This is a genomic window from Luteolibacter sp. AS25 (assembly GCF_046736275.1).
Lineage (GTDB): Bacteria > Verrucomicrobiota > Verrucomicrobiia > Verrucomicrobiales > Akkermansiaceae > Luteolibacter.
In genome coordinates this window covers 3,057,784-3,074,817 of record NZ_CP151837.1, presented here as the reverse complement: position 1 = coordinate 3,074,817, position 17,034 = coordinate 3,057,784, and the positions used below count along the sequence as shown (strand labels likewise).

Here is a 17,034-nt window from a genome sequence, read left to right as displayed (position 1 = left end):
GGTTTGGTGGATTCTAATCACTATGAATGACTTTCTGAAACTCTTCTCTTTTGTGGCCGTTTTCTCGTTTTTGCAATTCGGGGTTTCGCGAGGGGCGGGGGTGGGGCCTGAGCGGGAGGCGTTGGATGCTTTCCGCGAACAGCTAGTGAAAGCTGTGAGCGAGAATGACCTTGATGGGATTTTAGCGAAGCTGCATCCGGATGTGATCGTGACCTGGCAGGACGGGCAGGTGTGCCGTGGGCGGGAAGAAGTGCGGGAATTTTATGAAAAGATGGAAGGTGCCGATAAGAAGGCTTTCCAAGGGTACATCACTCCGCCGACGCCGGATGAGAATACGATCCTGTACTCCGGTAATACTTCAGGTGTGGTCTACGGATACAATGTAGGGAGATTTTTTCTGGCGGGAAAAGAGATGGAGCTGAAGAACCGCTGGACGGCGACACTGGTGAAAGAAGACGGGGAGTGGATGATGGCGAGCTACCATGTCTCGATGAATATTCTGGATAATCCTCTGCTGAACGGGGTGAAAGCGGCGGCGATGTGGGGAGTGCCGGGGGCCTTGGTTCTCGGCGGGGTGGTTGGGTTTTTGTTGAGGCGGAGGAAGCGCCGGGTGCGAGGGTGATCGTGGGGGCTAGGCGTTTTAATTTTTTACTCCCGATCTTGCGGGTCGACCGTGACGTCTGCGTCGAAGGATTCGATTGTCTCCGTGAGGGTAAATGATGCAGGGATGATCAGGAGGATTACGATTGCCGAGGCAAGGGTGCCGACGCCGAGGCTGATGGCCATGGGAACGAGAAAGAGTGCCTGGATGCTGGTTTCAAAAATCATCGGAGCCAGGCCGAGGAAGGTGGTGATTGCGGTAAGGAGAATCGGGCGGCAGCGGCGGGCGGCGGTTTCCGCGGTGACATTCTCGATAGGCATGCCGTCCTCGATGTAGCGCTGGCGGGTGACGGCGAGGACGAAGCCGCCGTTCACGACCATGCCGCAGAGAGCAATCATGCCGAAGATACTGAAAATGGAGAGATCTGTCTGCAGAACGATGTGCCCGAGCACGGCACCCGCGAGGCTGAAGGGGATGGCCATGAGGATGATGAAGGACTGGATGTAGCTCCGAAGTAGGGCTGCCATGATGGCGAAAACGGCGAACAGTGAGGCGATCAGACCGTAAGCGAGGCGCTCCATGGCATCGCGTTGCTCACGCTGCTCTCCCTCGAAGGTGTAGCTGAGGCCGGGGAATTCATCCATGATGGCTGGGAGTTCGTTTTTTTCCAGGGCGGAGAGGACTTTGTTGCCGGTGGTGACTCCCGCGACGACGTTTCCGGTAACATTGAGGACGCGTCCGGCATCGACCCGCTCGATTTTCAATGGTGCGGTGGTTTCGCGGATGACAGCGGCTTCGCCAAGTGGAATTTCACCGCCGCCGGGGGTGCGAATGAGGAAGTTCTCAAGTGATTGGAGTGATTTCCGTTCTTCCTCCGGAATGCGGACCATGACGCGGATTTCCTCACGTCCGCGGGTTTGGCGGAGGGCTTCCGCCCCGAGATAGATGTCCTGGACACGCTGTCCGAGGTCTTCCGATGTGAGGCCGAGAGAGCGGCCCTCCGGAGTGACCTCGAGCTGGAGTTCCGGGGTTTCCCGGCCGGAGCCTTTCCGGATATCGGCGGTGCCGGGGTAGGAATCGACTGCTGCGGCTACGGCATCGGCGGCTTGGCGGAGCACGCTGAGATCCGGATGGGCGAGCTGGATGTCGATTTCCGCCTCACCGCCGGGGCCCACGAGGTAATCGAAGAAAATGGATTCGAGATCGGGGATGACGGGGAGTTGATCACGCCATAGATCCGCAAATTCGCGGCCGGTGATTTTCCGCTGGCTCTGTGGGACGAGGGTAATGGCGACTTCTCCGAGATTGGAGCCGTCCTTGCCGATTTCCACGGAGAGATCGAGCGTGATGTCTCCCTCTCCGGCGAGTTCGAGAGCTTTTTTTGCGGCGATTTCGGCGAGGAATACGACCTCCTTGGTGCGGGAGATGGGGGTGCCGGCTGGCATGGCGATTTCCGCCTGGATGAAATCCGCCTCGATCTGGGGGCTGAATTTGAAATCGATCCTGCCGCTGAAAAGGTAGGCGGTGGTGATGGCGAGAACCGCGGCGAAGATGGCGATGGTGAGGACGCGGAAGCGGATGGCGAATGAGAGGAGCGGCTTGTAAGCGCGGTCGAGTGCGTCATCGATGCGGTTGCGGAGACGGGTTTGTGCTCCGTTGATTTTGCGGAAGATGCTGCTGTTTGCAAATATCCCCGGAGGGGCGGCGAGGTGAGCGGGTAGGATGAGGAGGCACTCGACGAGTGAGACGGTGAATACCGCGATGACGACGGAGGGGAGGACCTCGAAAAACTGGCCTGTTTCTCCGGTGACGAAGAGGAGAGGCATGAATGCGATGACATTGGTGGCAACGGCGAAGAGCACCGGAGTGGTCATTTCCTTGACGCCTGCGATGGCGGCATCGAGGCGGGATTTTCCCTGGGAGATTTTGTGGAAAATGTCTTCGCCAACGACGACTGCGTCATCGACGAGAATACCGAGGGAGATGATGAACCCGAAGAGAGAGATCATGTTGATGGTGGCGCCGCCGATGGGGAGGAGGGCGATGGACCCGAGGATGGATACGGGGATGCCGATTGCTGTCCAGAAGGCGACGCGGAGATCGAGGAACAAGCCGAGTGCGATGAGGACGAGAATGAGGCCCATGGCACCGTTTTCGATGAGGAGTGAGACGCGTTCCTTGAAATCGACCGAGCGATCGCGTGAGAGCTGGATGTTGACGGAATCCGGGAGGCGTTTTTGTTCCCGCTCGATAAATTTCCGGACGGCTGCGGCGACATCAAGAGGTGCTTGGTTTTCCGAGCTAAATACGGATAGGGTTACGGAACGCTTCCCGAAGGAGTAGGATTCTTTTTCGGATTCCTCGAAGCCATCGGTGATGACTGCGATATCACCGAGGTGGACGCTGGAGCCATCCGGGCCGCTGATGATGGGAATATCGTGAAAAGCGGTGGCTTTGTCCCGGCGCTCCTTGGTGCGGAGCTGGAGATCTCCGGAAGGGGTGCGGAGCGTGCCGCCGGGGACGTCGAGCGCTGTGTTTCCCACGCGTGCAGCGATTTCACCGACGGTAAGGCCGAGGGAGCGGAGGCGGTGGGAGGGGATTTCGATTTTGATTTCCGGCTCGCGGACGCCGGCAAGCTCGACGAGTGAGATTTCCGGCTGGGCGAGGAGGCCTGTTTCGATTTCGCGGGCGAAGTCCACAAGTTCGCGTTCCGGGAGATCTCCTGAGACTGCGATGCGCATGACATCGCGGCGGCGGCCCTCGCCGAGGAGGATGACGGGGGGCTCTATGCTATCGGGGAAAACGGAGATGCGCTGGACGGCGGCGGTGACTTCCTGGAGGGCGCGGTTCCGGTCTGCACTCGGGAGTAGCTCTGCGGTGACTGTGGCGCGGCCTTCGGAGGCGACTGCCTCAAGGCGGCGGATGATCTCCAGGCTGCGGAGCTCAGATTCGATGGGGATGATGACCGATTGCTCGACCTCCTCCGGGCTGGCGCCGCGGTATTGGACCTCGACGACGACGGTATCGAGAGCGAATACGGGAAGGACTTCCTGTTTGATTTTGAAAACGGAGACCAGGCCGATGACGAGCACGGCGAACATGAGGAGGTTCGCGGCGTGATGGTTTTTCGCGAACCACGCGAGGAATCCGGTGTTCTGAAGATTGGGCATGGGATCAGTCTTCGGATTCGGTTGTGAGCGGCTCGGGGGAAATGTTCATCCCGGGCAGCGGTGAGCTGAGCTGGGAGACGATGAGTGTTTCCCCTTCCTCGAGAATGTTCGGGATATAGACGGTGTTTTCTGTTCTCCAGAGAATTTCCGTATCGCGGATGGCGAGTGTTTCTTCCGCGGTGGCCAGGAATATGCGGTTGCCTTCGCGGAGGGCCGAGCGGGGGATTTCGAGGGCGTCCTTGAGGGTGCCGGCCTCGATTTCCGCGCGGACGTAGGAGCCAAGAAGGAGTGGCTGGGCGGGGTTCGAATCGAGCGGGGCGGGGACTTCTATGAGGAGTCTTGCGAGGCGGCCGGCTTCTTCGATATCGGCGAGGAGGCGGATGACATTGCCCTGCCAGGTGAGGCCGTTTCCGGTGAGTGTGATGGTGGCAGGGGCGCCCGGCGAGTCTTCGGTGGGAAGCTGAATTTTCCCGAGATCCTGGAGTGGGACGCTGGCGCGGATCCAGAAGGTATCCGAACCGACGAGGGTGGCGAGGGTGGTGCCTGAATCCGCGAGTTGGCCGGTTTCGGTGGATTCCTCGATGACCAGAGCATTAAAGGGGGCCGGGATGGTGGTGCGGGAGAGGTTGAGCTGAGCGGCATCGACCGAGGTGGTGGCGCGTTCAAGGATAGCCTGGGTGCGGGTGGCGAACGGTTTGCGGAGGACGAGAGCTTCGTTGATATCGGCGGCGGGAATGTCCCTGCGGAGTTGCTCTAGTTCACGCTCGGCGACGATTTGGCGGCCGGCTTCGATATCGACTTCGGAGGTGGCTTCATCCATGGCTGTGCGGGCTTCGCGGAGAGCGAGTTGGTAGTCCGAATCATCGATTGTGAGAAGGATTGCTCCTTCGGAAATGCGGCCGCCGGGAACGAGGGAGGGATTCTGGGAGATGATACGGCCGGTGATTTCCGGACGGATGGTGACGCTGCGGGAGGGGATGACGCTGCCGTAGGCTGAGACGGTCACGGGGTGGTCCTCCGGGGTGGGGGCAATGGTTTGGACGATTTTCGCGGATTTTGTTTTCTCTGCAGTCTGCTGGGTAGGGGCGCTGCGGAGGAGCCACCAGGAGATAAAGGCGGCGATGAGGACGATCAGGCAGGCAAGGATGAAGGTGGCTTTTCGTTTCATGGCTGGGTGCGGGGCATTGGGCCACCAAGTGCGCGGTGGAGGGCGACGCGGAGCGTGAGAGCCTCGCGGCGGAGGCTGAGGATGGAGAGCTCGAGAGTCTGGACTGCGGTGAGTGCATCGATAACCGGGAGGTAGTCGGAAAGTCCCTGGCTGTATTGTATGCGGGTTTCCTTGAGGGTTTCCCGTGCGGTGGTGAGCTGGCGATCGGTGAGGCGGATACGTTCGGCTTGTTTCCGCTCGCGGAGGAGGGCTGTTTCCACATCGCGGATGGCCTCGATATAGGTGCTGGAGTAGGCGAGGAGTGCTTCCTCGAGGGCGGCGCGGCGGAGCTCGATTTCCGCACGGCGTGATCCGCCATCGGTGATCGGTGCGATCATTTCTCCAACGAGGGATGAGGCGACGGAGCGGAGGGAATCTATGACCCCGGCATCGACAGAAGCGCTGATAATGAAGCGTGGGAGGCGATCGGCGAGTGCCTGGCCGACTTCCGCATCCATTGCGAGGATGGAGTTCCATTGCGATAGGAGGTCAGGGCGATTTCGGAGGAGATCCGAAGGGACGCCGGTTCCTGGATTTCCCGGGAGGGATGGGAGGGTGTTTCTGGAATCACGTTTCCGGGTGCCGGGTGAATTCCCCGTGAGAATATCGAGGGCGTATTCGGAGGCTCCGAGTTCGGCTTCGGCTTCGGGGATGAGGGCTTTGGTGGCATCGAGTTGGCGCTCTTGCTGGAGGATATCGACGCGGGAGGAGATGCCTTGGCCCACACGGAGGCCTACGAGATTGAGAAGGGTTTCGTTGGTTTCGATTTGCTTGCGGAGGACAAGGAGGCGGGCTCGTTGCTCGAGGATGAGGAAGCGGGTTTCCGCTACGGCGGCGGAGAGTAGGAGGCGGCCGCCGAGCCAGTCCTGTAGTGTTGCGTCGAGCTCGCGGCTGCGTGCGCGGATGCCGGAGCGGGTGCTGCCAAAGACGTCGATTTCCCAGGAGAGCAAGCTGCCGAGGGCGGCGGTGTCATCGGAATCGCCGGAACTGATGGAGTCGAGTGAGGTTTCAGCGGTGAGATCGATTTGAGGGAAAAGCGCAGCGCCTTCTTTTTTGAGCGATGCGGAGGCCTGGCGGATGCGGGAGGCGAGTTGCTGTTGGGCGAGATTCCCGGAGAGTGCGGTGGTGACTTCCTTATTCAGTGTGGGGTCTGAAAAACTATTCCACCAGGGACCTGAGTTTCCCGCGTAGGTGCTGGATGACTGTTGGTAACGGATGCCGCCCGAGACGAGGGGTGCGGTATTTTCCAGAGCCGAGGGAGGGGTGCAACCGAGAAGGAGGATGCAGGGAAAAGCGATGAATCTGGCGGACCAATTCATGGCGATGGACGTGGGTCGGTTCTCTGGAAATCTGGCACGGTCGGGAGGGTATCGCGGAGTCAGGAGTTTGCAAGAGGTGTCGGGCACCGAATTTCCGCTCGATTTTGCGCTGCTGTTAGGAAAAAGCGCAGGGATTGGGTTGCGGTGTGTGGGTAGGTTGATCAGGTTTTGTGCATGAATTTGCCTCCGAGTGTCCGCCTTGTAGAGATTTCGCCTTCCTACCCGGTTTTTGAGATCAAGCATCCGACTTGTGAAGCCCGGGTGGCGCTGCACGGAGCGCATGTGATGTCGTGGAAACCTCTGGATGAGGACGAGGTGTTATACCTGAGCCCGGATGCGGTTTTCAAAGAGGGGAAAGCAATCCGGGGAGGGATTCCGGTTTGTTGGCCGTGGTTCAACGCGCATCCGACGAATCCCGAAATGCCATCGCACGGGATTGCGCGGAACCGTTTCTGGGAGCTGAAGGAGGCTGGAGAAGATGAGGGCGGGGTGACTTTGGTTTTCGAAATGAAAGACGGAATCTGGAATGCGAAGGTGACGGTGAGAGCTGGCGCCGAACTGGAGGTGAGTCTGGAAACCCTGAATCCGAACGAGGTGCCGATTGTAGTTTCAGGGGCGCTTCACACCTATTTCGGAGTATCCGAGATCGAGAAGGTGCGGGTTGTGAACCTAGAGGGTTCCGAGTATCTGGATACCGTGGGGGAGGAGACGATGCGTAGGCAGAATGGCGTGGTAAAATTTACAGAAGAGGTGGATCGGATTTACGAGAGTTCCGATAATCTGCTGTTGGTGGACGATGTTTCCGGCAGGACAATCCTCGTTGAGAAGGGCGGAAGTCCTTCGACCGTGGTGTGGAATCCATGGGCAGGTAAGGCCGCCGGGCTGGGTGATATGCCGGATGCTGACTATCTGAAGTTCTGCTGTATCGAGGCGGCAATTGCGAACGACCGGGCGGTGATTGTGATGCCCGGCAGCTCGCATGTGCTTTCCACGCGGATTAGCGTGGAGGAGTAGAATCTTCGGTATCTTCGATGGCTTCTATGAGAAGCTTCGCAGCTTTTTCTGCGGAGGCGGGGTTTTGCCCGGTAACGAGGCGGCCATCACGAATGGCGTTCTTTTTAAAGTTTTCCGCGGTTTCAACGGCTGCTCCGGCGTTTTCAAACTTATTTTGCAGGAGGAAGGGTACCACTTCGGCAAGACCGACGGCTTCTTCCTCATGGTTGGTGAATACTGCGGTTTCTTTTCCTGAGATGAGATGGGTGCCATCAGGAAGTTTTACGTTAACCAGTGCGGCGGGGCCATGGCAGACGGCACCGACGGAACCATTGGCGGTATAAATGGCGGAGGTGATGCGCTGGATGTCTTTGTTTTCAGGGAAATCCCACACGCTGCCGTGGCCTCCGGCGAAGGATACGGCGGTGTAGTCCGCCGGATCGATTTCGGAGAGCGGCTTGGTGAGCGGAAGGCCCGGATTCTTCTCGTCCTTGTTGCTGTATTTCAGCCAGAAGCTTTCGTTAGCCTTATCTTTGAGATCCAGGCTTTTCGGGTCGATAGGAGCGAAGCCTCCTTCAGGGCTGGCGATCGTTACCGGATATTCCTTTTCCGTGAAGACTTGGTAGGGGTGGGCTGCTTCGGACAAGAAGAAGCCGGTTTTTTCCCCGGTATCGCCTAGCTCGGAGTGATTGGTGAGAACCAGAAGAATGGTGTTCTTTTCCGCAGCAGAGGCGGAAAATGTGAGTAGCAGGCAAAGAAAAAGGTATTTCATGTGAAATACCTAATACTGTTTTAACAGAAGGCAAATATTGCCTATGGAGGCTGTCTGCTAGGATCTTTTCCTTCCGCCGAGAACCAGAGCGGTGAAGCCGACCAGTGAGAGCAATGAGCCGGATGGTTCCGGGATTGTGGTGGCGTAGATGGTTCCTATGCCCCCGCTGCTATCGAGTGAGAATTTAACTTCGTCAAAACTGGTAAGGCCAATATCAGCGGCAGTGATGTTCAGAACCTGGTTTGCATGTCGGTCTCCGAAGCTGACGCCGGTGCGTTCGAATGCTCCTCCAGTTTCAAATTCGATAAATTCGATGGTTTGGACAGCGCCGGAGGCGGTGTCGGTGAAAGTGATGCGGCCGTTGGCTGCTCGATCCAAGTCGATGAAATCGAAACCAAACTGGGAGAGTGAGATATCAAAATTAAGGATAATATCACCACCAAGTCCCGAGTCATTCGGTGTGGTGATGGTGGTGTCCCTGTTCACGATCAGTGCATTTCCCACTACGAGATTCAGGTCGTTACCACCTTCCCACATACCGGTTCCCGTGGAGTTTCTTTCCAGGTCATCGTCTTGAAGGGTGGAGCCTTCGGTGTCGTAGATATTCAGCGGGAAGTTCGAAGGATCGTTGGTGCTCAGGCGGACGCCAACGCCTGCGGAGAAAAAGTTCCGATACGGTTCATTGATAGTGATATCAGCAATACCTGCCGTGAGTGTGTTGCCTTGGTCGTCTTTCTCAAAATCGAGGAAGAAAGTGGATTGGGCAAATAGGGCTGAGGATATCGTCAAGTATACGAAGACGAGAGAACGTAATAATGCAGTCATGAAAGGGGGAAGGCGGGGGATGGGTGAACCGGGGGTGGTCGAGCGATATCTATTGCTAAAATTTCAATTAATGTAAACGAGAATCTTTTTAAAATTTATTTTCAAGCTTGCTTAATATTACTGGGGCGCGGGAATTCTGAGACCGTGCCGGATGCGGTTTAACTCTAATCCGCAGTGTGCTCGAATGCTTGAGTTGGTTGATTTTCCGACGCGAAAAACCGTACCTTTTTGGGTACGGTTTTTCTCAAGGTTTCCTTAATCCGGATATATAAAGCTGTCGCGATCAGATCGCAGCCAGAGCTTCCTCGAAGACGGTTAGTGTATCATCGAGATCAGGGATGGAGTGGGCGAGAGAGAGGAATCCGGTCTCGTATGGGGAAGGGGCGATGTAGACGCCGCGGTCCAGGCAGGCCCAGAAGAATTTTTTAAAGAATTCCATGTCCTGTTTCATGACATCGTCGACGTTGATGATTTCACGGTCGGTAAAGTAGATGCAGAACATGGAGCCTACTTGATTGACGCTATGCGGAACCCCTTTTGCTGTAAGCAGGGAGCGGATGCCGGCGGCGAAGTGTTTCCCAAGTGCGTCGAGCTGGGCGAAGCCGTCCGGCGTGCCTCTTGACAGGACGTGGAGTTGGGAGAGGCCGGCGGCCATGGCGAGAGGATTTCCGGAAAGGGTACCCGCCTGATAGACGGGGCCGAGTGGGGCGATGAAGTCCATGATATCAGCACGGCCCCCGAAGGCGCCGACAGGGAGTCCTCCGCCGATGACCTTGCCGAAGCAGGAGATGTCCGGGGTGAGGTTTTCTAGACCTTGGACACCGGCCTTTCCTAGGCGGAAGCCAGTCATGACTTCATCGAAGATGAGAAGCGCTCCATATTTTTTGGTGATGGAGGAAAGGAGGTCCAAGTAGCCTTCCTTCGGGAAAACCAGACCTGCGTTGGCCGGATAGGATTCGACGATGATTGCGGCGATCTGGTCTCCTTTTTCCTCAAAGATTTTCGTGAGTGCTGCGGGGTCGTTGTAAGAGAGGACAATGGTTTTTTCCGCGAAGGCTTTCGGGACGCCGGCGGAATCAGGCTCCCCGTGGGTAAGTGCACCGGAGCCAGCCGCGACGAGCAATGAATCGCTGTGACCGTGATAGCATCCGTCGAATTTCACGATGTAGTCACGTTTTGTGAAGCCACGGGCGAGTCGGATGGCGGACATGGTGGCCTCTGTACCAGAGGAGGTCATTCGAACTTTTTCCACAGAGGGGACCCACTGGGTGATGGTTTTAGCCATGTCCACTTCGTGCGGATTCGGGATGCCGAAGGAGATGCCGTCCTTTGCCACGTGGTGGATGGCGTTGGTGACTTCCACGGGGGCGTGGCCGAGGATGTTCGGGCCCCAGGATCCGATGAAGTCGATATAGGTTTTACCATCTATATCGGTGACGCGGCAGCCTTTGGCGCGGCGGACGAAAAAGGGCTCACCACCGACGTTTTTAAAGGCGCGGACGGGGGAATTAACTCCTCCGGGAATGTATTTTTTTGCTTCGGCGAAGAGTTTGGAAGAGAGAGTGGACATGCGGGCAGTGTAAAATTCAATTTCTGAAATTCAAAGCTCAGTAAGAGGCTTTGTTTGGGCTTTCTTGTTGGGGTGGGAGGTGTTTTCTTTCTGCAAAATATATGGCTACTCAAAAAAAGGCGGATGCGGAAAATCCTTTGGCGAATATTCTGATCAATGTGCTGATCCCGGTGCTGGCGCTGAGCTACCTGAGCAAGGATCCGGTGATTCAGGAGTTGCTGGGGAAGGATGTGAAGATGTGGCACATCGGTCCCGTCAGGGCGCTGATCGTGGCGCTGGCTTTTCCAATTTGCTACGGCGTCTGGTTTTTTCTGAAGACGAGAAAGATGAATTTCTTCTCCGGGCTGGGGTTGTTCTCCGTGCTTTTGACCGGTGGACTGACGCTTTTTCTATGGAACAAGGATGGGACGGTGAAGGAGCATGCCGCGGTGCTGTTCGGGCTTAAGGAGGCTTCGATTCCGTTTGTGCTGGGTATTGCGATCATTGCTTCGCATTGGTCGAAAACGCCTTTGTTGAGGACGTTTTTGTATTCGGATTCACTTTTCGATATTCCGAAGATCGAGAGCAAGGTGGGCTTGCTTGGGAAAGAGGTGGAATATCAGAAGGTGTTGCTGAATGCGACGGTGCTATTCGCGATGTCTTTCTTCGTGAGTACGGCGATGAATTTCGGGCTGGCGATGTATTTCCTGGGTGATCTGAATCACGCGGCTGCAAATGCGCGGGAGGTCTATAATGCGCAGGTGGCGAAGGTTACGGGATGGGGATTTGTGGTGATCGGGGTGCCGATTATGGCGTTCCTGTTTTTCACATTGCGTAAGCTTCTGACCGGTCTGCGTGGGATCACGGGGCTGAAGGATGAGGAGCTCATGATGCCAAGATAAGTAGGGAGCGACGGTTCCGTTCGATAAATTTTTGACGGAGGGGACAGGACACAAAAAAACCCGGGTTTGTGCCCGGGTTTTGAGATTTTGCAGGATTGCCTAGCTGCTTAGCCTAGTCGACGAGGTTGTCGATACGCTGTGCCAGCTCGATATCAGCATCGGATACTCCGCCTACTTCTTCGGTGGTGAGTCTGATAACAACCTTGGTGCCTTTCAGGCGAATTTCAGGGTGGTGCTGAGCTTCGTCGGAGATTTCGCCAACAGTGCTGACGAAGTCGATGCCTTCCATAAACTCCTCGAATTCAATGGTCCGTGTAATGAAATCCTTTTCGTAATCCCACTCAGGGCATTTCTTCAGGGCATTGGAAAGTTCGTCTTCGTCTAGCAGGTCTGACATAAATCTGTGTGTTCGTTGGCTGTGTTCAGAGAAAGATTGAGGGGATGGCTTTATCGTTGGCAAGCCCGTCTTTGTGATTTTATGCGAATTTAATGAGAATTGATTTGGAGATCAATCCGAAGATTCAGAATGTTGCATTCTATGTTAATTGGTGAGAGTTTACACCATGCAGAAGTTGTTTTTTCTCCCACTTGTAGCAGTTCTGGCTGCTGGTTTCACATCCTGTGTGCCATCAACACCAGCGTCCCGTATCGCTGAGAGGCCCTCGGCGTTCGAGAGATTGAGCGAAAAGGAGAAGGATCTGGTGGAGCAAGGGCGCATCTCCGAGGGAATGTCCAAGGAGGCGGTTTCGCTTGCGTGGGGAAGCCCGGAGGGGCGGGCGGAGGGCTTGAAGGACGGGAAAAAAATCGAGCGCTGGGACTACATCGGGACCAGACCTGTTGTGACGAATAATTTCTACGGCGGTTATCGTTCCGGTTACTACGGACGTTATGATTACACTGGCGTGGGCTTCGGGCTTGGGCCGACGGTTTCTTATGTCCCGGAAAGGACTGCTTCCGTTTGGTTCCAAAATGAGCGGGTGGATGCGTGGGAGCAAACCCAGTAGGACAGGACCGGCGTTTTTGATGTGGCAGGGGGCTTGAATTCCCTTCTTTTGCCTACATGCTCGCCTTCGTTTCTGAATTTATGAAAACAAGATCATTTCTTTTGGGCATTGCCGGTGTGTTTTGCTCGCTGGTTTTTTCTTCCTGCTCGATGAACAAGGCCGGCGGCGGGATAACGGCTTATCAGGCGTATGACCGTCCCGCTAAGTTGGCAAAGGACCCGGGTGCGGTGCAGGTGAAGGTTTCTCTTAGCAAGCAGCGGGTTTATGTGATGGAGGGTGGTGAGATGCTGCTGGCGATGCCTGTGACGGTGGGAGAATCGATTAGCCCTACTCCGGTTGGGGACTTCACCATCTACAAAAAGGATGAAAAGCATCGCGAGGATATCCACGGGTATGCATCTGACGGGAAATCGGTGAAGCAAACTACGCGGTCGGGCAAGCCGGGCGGCTGGAAGTTCAAGGGGACACCCATGCCATATTGGTGTGAGTTCAAGCCGGAATTCGGCTTTCACACGGGCTGGGTGAAGCACACGCCCTGCACGAACGGCTGCATCCGGATGCACGAGAATTTGGCTCCGAAATTTTTCAAACTCGTTTCCGAAGGGACTCCGGTGAGCATCTCCTATCATCAGGATGAGGACGAAAAGTGGGCGAATATGGCACTTCCACCGGATGCGGGGCCTTTGGCTGACTACCCGGAGGAAATGTATTTCGGAGATGGTTATTTCAGCCGTCACATAACTCCGGAGTTCGACTAATTTTCTAAAAGTAGGATTATTTTAGCGATTACCGGACTTTTTGTCCGGGTGGACTAAATATTTCCGGCATAAGGACGGAGGAGGCTCGGTTAATTGTTGAAAATCGGGATTCCTCTTGCATCGGAGGGAGATAGGGGCCCTTGTCTGTGGATTAGTTATGAGGAAATTTACAGGAATTTTGACGCATCCGGGAAGCTCTCACAAAGATGAGTTTCTGGCCTGCTGTCTATTGATTGCGGGGCATGAGGCCCCGATCCAGAGGCGCGAACCAAACCAGGCGGATCTGGATGATCCGAATTTGGCGGTAGTGGATGTGGGTGGTGAGCACGATGCGGAGAGAGGAAATTTTGACCACCATCAGTTCCCGAAAGATCATCCTCCTACGTGTTCGCTGAGCCTGGTCCTGATGGATATGGGGCTGTATGAGGATGCGCGACAATATTGCGACTGGCTGGAGGTGGCGGAGTGGTTCGATACCCGTGGGCCGATGGAAACTGCTGCATGGCTGGGCGTGGAAAGGGAGTTATTGGCGAAGCTGAACTCGACGGTGGATCTGACTTTGCTCCGCCGTTTCGCGGGAATGAGCGAGATCAGGCAGGGGGAGCCAATGTGGGAGGTGATGAAGTGGGTCGGTAGTGATCTGATCGGGTATTTACGTTCTCTGCGTGAGAAGCTAAATGAGATTTCCAAGACGAGTGAGATCTGGGAAATGAATCATGAGGCGGGAAATTTCCGGATTCTGTTTTTACCTAGGGCGGAGAATATTTCCGATGATGCCTCGGCTGGCTTGGCCAGGTATGCGGCAGGATTGCCGGAGGAGCAGTCTGTAATCGGGATGGTTTATCCTGATAGAAGGGGGAACGGGTTCGCGCTTTCGCGTTTCAACGATAATTTGGGATTGGATTTCACGAGGATCACCGATGAGGGAGATGTTCACTTCGCGCATGTGCGTGGATTTGTGGCGAAGACTTCGGCTACGGATTTGGGCAGGATTGGTGAGCTTCTTGTAAAAAGCCGCGTTGCATCTTGAGTGCGGTAGGCGGGTCTGACATTTTCGGGGTATGAGTTTGATTTCAATTTCCAGCCTGAAAGAGCAGGCTGGTGAAGTGCCTTTGATTGCCTCTGTCTCCGCGCAACTGCAGGCAAGGGCGGTGAAGACGACGAAGGGCGGTAAGCCTTACTTTGACTTGGTTTTCGCCGATGCCACTGGTTCATTGAATCTGAAGGTGTGGTCTGATACCCCGCTACATACCGAGGCGGAAAATCTTCCGTTGAACGCGATCGTGAGGCTGGAGGGTGAGTGGACGCAGAATCAGTATGGGGTGAACGGAAATGGTGTGAGCTGGGCCCGGTTGGACGATGCGGCGATTGCTGATTTTCTGGCAGGAGATCCGGTGTTGAGGAAGAAGCAGGAAAAGGATTTTCAGGATATCTCCGAAATGTGCGCGGCGATGGTTGATCCGCGTCTGCGGAGGCTGGCTGAATATTTTTTCGAGGAGATGGGAGACCGCTTCAGGCGGACTGCGGCGGCCAAGAAGAATCACCACGCGAGACGGGGAGGGCTGGTGGAGCACGTGGCGCAGATGATGCGCTCCTCGGTGGCAATCTGTGGAATTTATCCGGAATTGAACCGGGATCTGATGGTGGCGGGTGTGTTATTCCACGATTGCGGGAAGCTGTGGGAGAACAGTTATCCGGAGGATGGTTTCGGGCAGATTCACTCGCGCTACGGTGAGATGCTTGGTCATATTCCGCTGGGAATCGAGCTGGTGAACAAGCTTTGGAACGATTTGATGGAGGCGGGTGATTTTGGTGACTTCACCAATAGTAAGCCATCGACGGAGGATGTGCGGCTGCATCTGTTGCATCTGATTGGCAGTCACCACGGTCAGTTGGAGTTCGGTTCCCCGGTTTTACCGAAAACTCCGGAGGCTTATGCGTTGCATTACATAGATAATCTGGATGCGAAGATGGAGATGCTGAGGGATGCCTATCCGCAGGCGAATGAGGTGGCGAAGGGGATTTATGAACGTGTGTTTCCGCTGGCGGCAAATTTGGTAGAGCCCTTGGGTGAGTTCTCCGCCGGGGAGTAGGCGGCGGAATACAGGAACGCCCCGGGTCTCCCCGAGGCGTGTGCAATGAACAAAGTGATTGGCTGGAGACTATTTCCTGCGGAACAAGATCAGTGCGGCACCGCATAGGCCCAGTAGGAGGGCGGAGGATGGCTCCGGAATAGCTGCCAGAGTGCCGGTTTCAGTTGCGACTTCAGTGCTGGATTTTACGAGCTGCACGGGGTTGAGTTCGCTTTCCCCTCCTGCTTTTTTCAAAACAAGAACTTCCGAATGCCTAGCTGCGGTAATGTCCAGCTTGGCAGTTGTTGATTCGTTTGAATCGAGGATTTTTGGTTCCATGTTTCGTGGAAGAGGGGGTTCTGGGGACTGTAGACCAATGAGATATGACTATCTCAACTGGAGTGCAGGAACAACAGTTTGCATCTTTTGAACTCTTGGCGTCAAGACGATATTTAGCGTGGCTACGGGATGTCTAGGACTAGAATAGGACCAGTGAAAGGGCTGCAATGAGGGCTACGAACAGCAGATTGAGGACGATTCCTGATCTGATCATTGATTTTTGCGGAATACGACCTGTGGCGAAGACGATGGCGTTGGGAGGTGTGCCGACGGGAAGCATGAAGGCGCAGGAGGATGCTAGCGCAAGTGGAAGGATGAGCTGGGCAGGAGCCAGCTGGAATTCAGTGGCCATGGTGTAAAATATCGGAACCAGAAGAGCGGCTGTGGCGGTGTTACTGGAGAGCTCTGTCAGGAAGATCACGAAGGCGACTACTCCGGCAATGATTCCCAGGAGAGGCCAATGGATCACAGTTTCCCCCAAAATACGTGCCATGAAGAGGCTGGTTCCACTGGTTTGTAGAATGGAGCTGAGCGCGAGACCTCCGCCAAAAAGTAGGAGCACTCCCCATTCTGTGCTGGATTCGATCTGTTTCCATGTGACGACCTTTGTGACGGCTAGAAGGATGATGGCTGAGATCGCTATCCAAGTGTCCATATCCTTCACTGAAAGTGCATCGCCAAGTGGTTTGCTGAACATCCATGAGAGTGCGGTGAGGGCGAAAATGGAGAGAGTAACGATGCGGGATTTCGTAAACTGGAATTGAGCCACCATTTCACCCTGATTGCCGGCTGAGGCTGATGTATTGGTCGGTTTTAGTAGGAAATATAGAACAGCGGCCATGGTAGGGAGGAGTATGGCCACTGTGGGGATTCCGAAGGCCATCCATTGGGCGAAGGTGATGTCCAGCTGCTTTGCGGCGATCCCGTTCGGTGGGCTGCCGACGATGGTACCAAGGCCTCCGATGCTGGCTGAGTAGGCGAGGCCCAGTAGCAGGAAGCGTGAATTCTGTTCGTTTTTGTTGTCCTGGAAATTTCCAAGAATCCCAAGAGCCAAAGGGATCATCATGGCTGCGGTGGCGGTATTGCTCATCCACATGGAGAGGAGTGCGGTGCCCAAAAATAGAAGGAGGGAGACGGGGAGAAATTTACCTTTTCCCAGAGCGCTTAGTTTGCCGGCCAACCAGCGGTCCAGTCCTTGTGCGGAGAGTGCTGAGGCGAGGGCGAAGCCACCCAGAAACAAAAAGATGAGAGGGTGGGCAAATGATTTGAGGGAATCCTGAAGATTGGTAAGGCCGAGAGCAGTGCCTAGTACAGGAACGAGCAATGCGGTGATGGCGAGCGGGAGGGCTTCGCTCATCCACAAGCAGGCTATGCAGGCAAAGAATGCCAGACCGAGCCGGACTGACTCCGCATCGAGTGATTCCAGGGAGGGATTATCCTGAGACAGGGGGAGGAGAAACAGGATGGCCAGAAAAAAGGCGACGCTGAGTGCGGTTTTCATTCCCGATATTGAAAACAAGTTT

At 55.5% G+C, this 17,034-nt stretch carries 16 protein-coding genes; 7 read left to right on the top strand and 9 right to left on the bottom strand.

The genetic code is table 11. From position 1 onward, the window contains the following. Positions 1-22 precede the first annotated feature (22 nt). Complete coding sequence (locus AAGA79_RS14165) at positions 23-622, top strand: YybH family protein (RefSeq protein WP_411826466.1); 600 nt, start codon at positions 23-25, stop codon at positions 620-622. Positions 623-648: 26 nt separating this feature from the next. On the opposite strand, the gene AAGA79_RS14160 is transcribed toward AAGA79_RS14165, so the two are convergent. The 3 genes from AAGA79_RS14160 to AAGA79_RS14150 are packed head-to-tail and all read right to left on the bottom strand — an operon-like array spanning position 649 to position 6,297. Beyond that, the gene (locus tag AAGA79_RS14160) at positions 649-3,771 is read right to left on the bottom strand and encodes an efflux RND transporter permease subunit (RefSeq protein ID WP_411826465.1); all 3,123 of its coding nucleotides are present in this window, start codon (positions 3,769-3,771) and stop codon (positions 649-651) included. A 4-nt stretch (positions 3,772-3,775) separates the two neighbouring features. Beyond that, complete coding sequence (locus AAGA79_RS14155; RefSeq protein WP_411826464.1) at positions 3,776-4,939, bottom strand: efflux RND transporter periplasmic adaptor subunit; 1,164 nt, start codon at positions 4,937-4,939, stop codon at positions 3,776-3,778. Continuing rightward, positions 4,936-6,297 (bottom strand): efflux transporter outer membrane subunit, encoded by a 1,362-nt coding sequence (locus tag AAGA79_RS14150; RefSeq protein WP_411826463.1) that lies wholly within the window; start codon positions 6,295-6,297, stop codon positions 4,936-4,938. The genes AAGA79_RS14155 and AAGA79_RS14150 overlap by 4 nt, the downstream gene beginning before the upstream one ends. 174 nt (positions 6,298-6,471) lie before the next feature. On the opposite strand from AAGA79_RS14150, the gene AAGA79_RS14145 reads away from it, so the two are divergent. Continuing rightward, positions 6,472-7,311 carry a D-hexose-6-phosphate mutarotase gene (locus tag AAGA79_RS14145; protein WP_411826462.1) on the top strand — a complete coding sequence of 280 codons (840 nt, stop codon included), beginning with the start codon at positions 6,472-6,474 and terminating at the stop codon, positions 7,309-7,311. Here the strand turns inward: AAGA79_RS14145 and AAGA79_RS14140 are convergent. From AAGA79_RS14140 to hemL, 3 genes are all read right to left on the bottom strand, one after another. Further along, on the bottom strand, positions 7,295-8,062 hold the full coding sequence (locus AAGA79_RS14140) for a type 1 glutamine amidotransferase domain-containing protein (RefSeq protein WP_411826461.1): 768 nt from the start codon (positions 8,060-8,062) through the stop codon (positions 7,295-7,297). The two genes, AAGA79_RS14145 and AAGA79_RS14140, sit on opposite strands and share 17 nt — an antisense overlap. 57 nt (positions 8,063-8,119) lie before the next feature. Continuing rightward, entirely contained in the window at positions 8,120-8,851 is a 732-nt protein-coding gene (locus AAGA79_RS14135; protein ID WP_411826460.1) for a hypothetical protein, read from the bottom strand. A gap of 319 nt (positions 8,852-9,170) precedes the next feature. Beyond that, positions 9,171-10,457 carry a glutamate-1-semialdehyde 2,1-aminomutase gene (hemL, locus tag AAGA79_RS14130; protein ID WP_411826459.1) on the bottom strand — a complete coding sequence of 429 codons (1,287 nt, stop codon included), beginning with the start codon at positions 10,455-10,457 and terminating at the stop codon, positions 9,171-9,173. A 101-nt stretch (positions 10,458-10,558) separates the two neighbouring features. Between hemL and AAGA79_RS14125 the strand changes: the two genes are divergently transcribed. Next, positions 10,559-11,338 (top strand): VC0807 family protein, encoded by a 780-nt coding sequence (locus tag AAGA79_RS14125; protein ID WP_411826458.1) that lies wholly within the window; start codon positions 10,559-10,561, stop codon positions 11,336-11,338. 112 nt (positions 11,339-11,450) lie between these two features. Here AAGA79_RS14125 and AAGA79_RS14120 read toward each other — a convergent pair whose 3' ends face one another. Next, complete coding sequence (locus tag AAGA79_RS14120) at positions 11,451-11,735, bottom strand: 4a-hydroxytetrahydrobiopterin dehydratase (protein WP_411826457.1); 285 nt, start codon at positions 11,733-11,735, stop codon at positions 11,451-11,453. Between the two features lie 166 nt (positions 11,736-11,901). On the opposite strand from AAGA79_RS14120, the gene AAGA79_RS14115 reads away from it, so the two are divergent. The 4 genes from AAGA79_RS14115 to AAGA79_RS14100 all read left to right on the top strand — a co-directional run bounded on the left by AAGA79_RS14115 (position 11,902) and on the right by AAGA79_RS14100 (position 15,193). Next, positions 11,902-12,342 (top strand): hypothetical protein, encoded by a 441-nt coding sequence (locus AAGA79_RS14115; RefSeq protein ID WP_411826456.1) that lies wholly within the window; start codon positions 11,902-11,904, stop codon positions 12,340-12,342. Between the two features lie 80 nt (positions 12,343-12,422). Further along, entirely contained in the window at positions 12,423-13,100 is a 678-nt protein-coding gene (locus AAGA79_RS14110; RefSeq protein ID WP_411826455.1) for a L,D-transpeptidase, read from the top strand. A 157-nt stretch (positions 13,101-13,257) separates the two neighbouring features. Beyond that, on the top strand, positions 13,258-14,130 hold the full coding sequence (locus AAGA79_RS14105) for an MYG1 family protein (protein WP_411826454.1): 873 nt from the start codon (positions 13,258-13,260) through the stop codon (positions 14,128-14,130). 31 nt (positions 14,131-14,161) lie between these two features. Next, on the top strand, positions 14,162-15,193 hold the full coding sequence (locus AAGA79_RS14100; protein WP_411826453.1) for a 3'-5' exoribonuclease YhaM family protein: 1,032 nt from the start codon (positions 14,162-14,164) through the stop codon (positions 15,191-15,193). Positions 15,194-15,262: 69 nt separating this feature from the next. Here the strand turns inward: AAGA79_RS14100 and AAGA79_RS14095 are convergent, their stop codons facing one another. Both AAGA79_RS14095 and AAGA79_RS14090 read right to left on the bottom strand, forming a co-directional pair. Next, positions 15,263-15,511, bottom strand: a complete 249-nt coding sequence (locus AAGA79_RS14095; protein WP_411826452.1) for a PEP-CTERM sorting domain-containing protein — start codon at positions 15,509-15,511, stop codon at positions 15,263-15,265. 139 nt (positions 15,512-15,650) lie between these two features. Next, positions 15,651-17,012, bottom strand: coding sequence for an SLC13 family permease (locus tag AAGA79_RS14090; protein ID WP_411826451.1), 1,362 nt, complete (start codon positions 17,010-17,012; stop codon positions 15,651-15,653). Positions 17,013-17,034: the final 22 nt, after the last annotated feature.

Excerpts from the sequence above, each read along its gene's own strand:
- AAGA79_RS14125 (WP_411826458.1), top strand. The coding sequence starts at position 10,559 with ATGGCTACTCAAAAAAAGGCGGATGCGGAAAATCCTTTGGCGAATATT.
- AAGA79_RS14120 (WP_411826457.1), bottom strand. The coding sequence starts at position 11,735 with ATGTCAGACCTGCTAGACGAAGACGAACTTTCCAATGCCCTGAAGAAA.
- AAGA79_RS14155 (WP_411826464.1), bottom strand. The coding sequence starts at position 4,939 with ATGAAACGAAAAGCCACCTTCATCCTTGCCTGCCTGATCGTCCTCATC.
- AAGA79_RS14110 (WP_411826455.1), top strand. The coding sequence starts at position 12,423 with ATGAAAACAAGATCATTTCTTTTGGGCATTGCCGGTGTGTTTTGCTCG.
- AAGA79_RS14140 (WP_411826461.1), bottom strand. The coding sequence starts at position 8,062 with ATGAAATACCTTTTTCTTTGCCTGCTACTCACATTTTCCGCCTCTGCT.
- AAGA79_RS14150 (WP_411826463.1), bottom strand. The coding sequence starts at position 6,297 with ATGAATTGGTCCGCCAGATTCATCGCTTTTCCCTGCATCCTCCTTCTC.
- AAGA79_RS14095 (WP_411826452.1), bottom strand. The coding sequence starts at position 15,511 with ATGGAACCAAAAATCCTCGATTCAAACGAATCAACAACTGCCAAGCTG.
- hemL (WP_411826459.1), bottom strand. The coding sequence starts at position 10,457 with ATGTCCACTCTCTCTTCCAAACTCTTCGCCGAAGCAAAAAAATACATT.
- AAGA79_RS14090 (WP_411826451.1), bottom strand. The coding sequence starts at position 17,012 with ATGAAAACCGCACTCAGCGTCGCCTTTTTTCTGGCCATCCTGTTTCTC.
- AAGA79_RS14115 (WP_411826456.1), top strand. The coding sequence starts at position 11,902 with ATGCAGAAGTTGTTTTTTCTCCCACTTGTAGCAGTTCTGGCTGCTGGT.
- AAGA79_RS14145 (WP_411826462.1), top strand. The coding sequence starts at position 6,472 with ATGAATTTGCCTCCGAGTGTCCGCCTTGTAGAGATTTCGCCTTCCTAC.
- AAGA79_RS14105 (WP_411826454.1), top strand. The coding sequence starts at position 13,258 with ATGAGGAAATTTACAGGAATTTTGACGCATCCGGGAAGCTCTCACAAA.
- AAGA79_RS14160 (WP_411826465.1), bottom strand. The coding sequence starts at position 3,771 with ATGCCCAATCTTCAGAACACCGGATTCCTCGCGTGGTTCGCGAAAAAC.
- AAGA79_RS14100 (WP_411826453.1), top strand. The coding sequence starts at position 14,162 with ATGAGTTTGATTTCAATTTCCAGCCTGAAAGAGCAGGCTGGTGAAGTG.
- AAGA79_RS14165 (WP_411826466.1), top strand. The coding sequence starts at position 23 with ATGAATGACTTTCTGAAACTCTTCTCTTTTGTGGCCGTTTTCTCGTTT.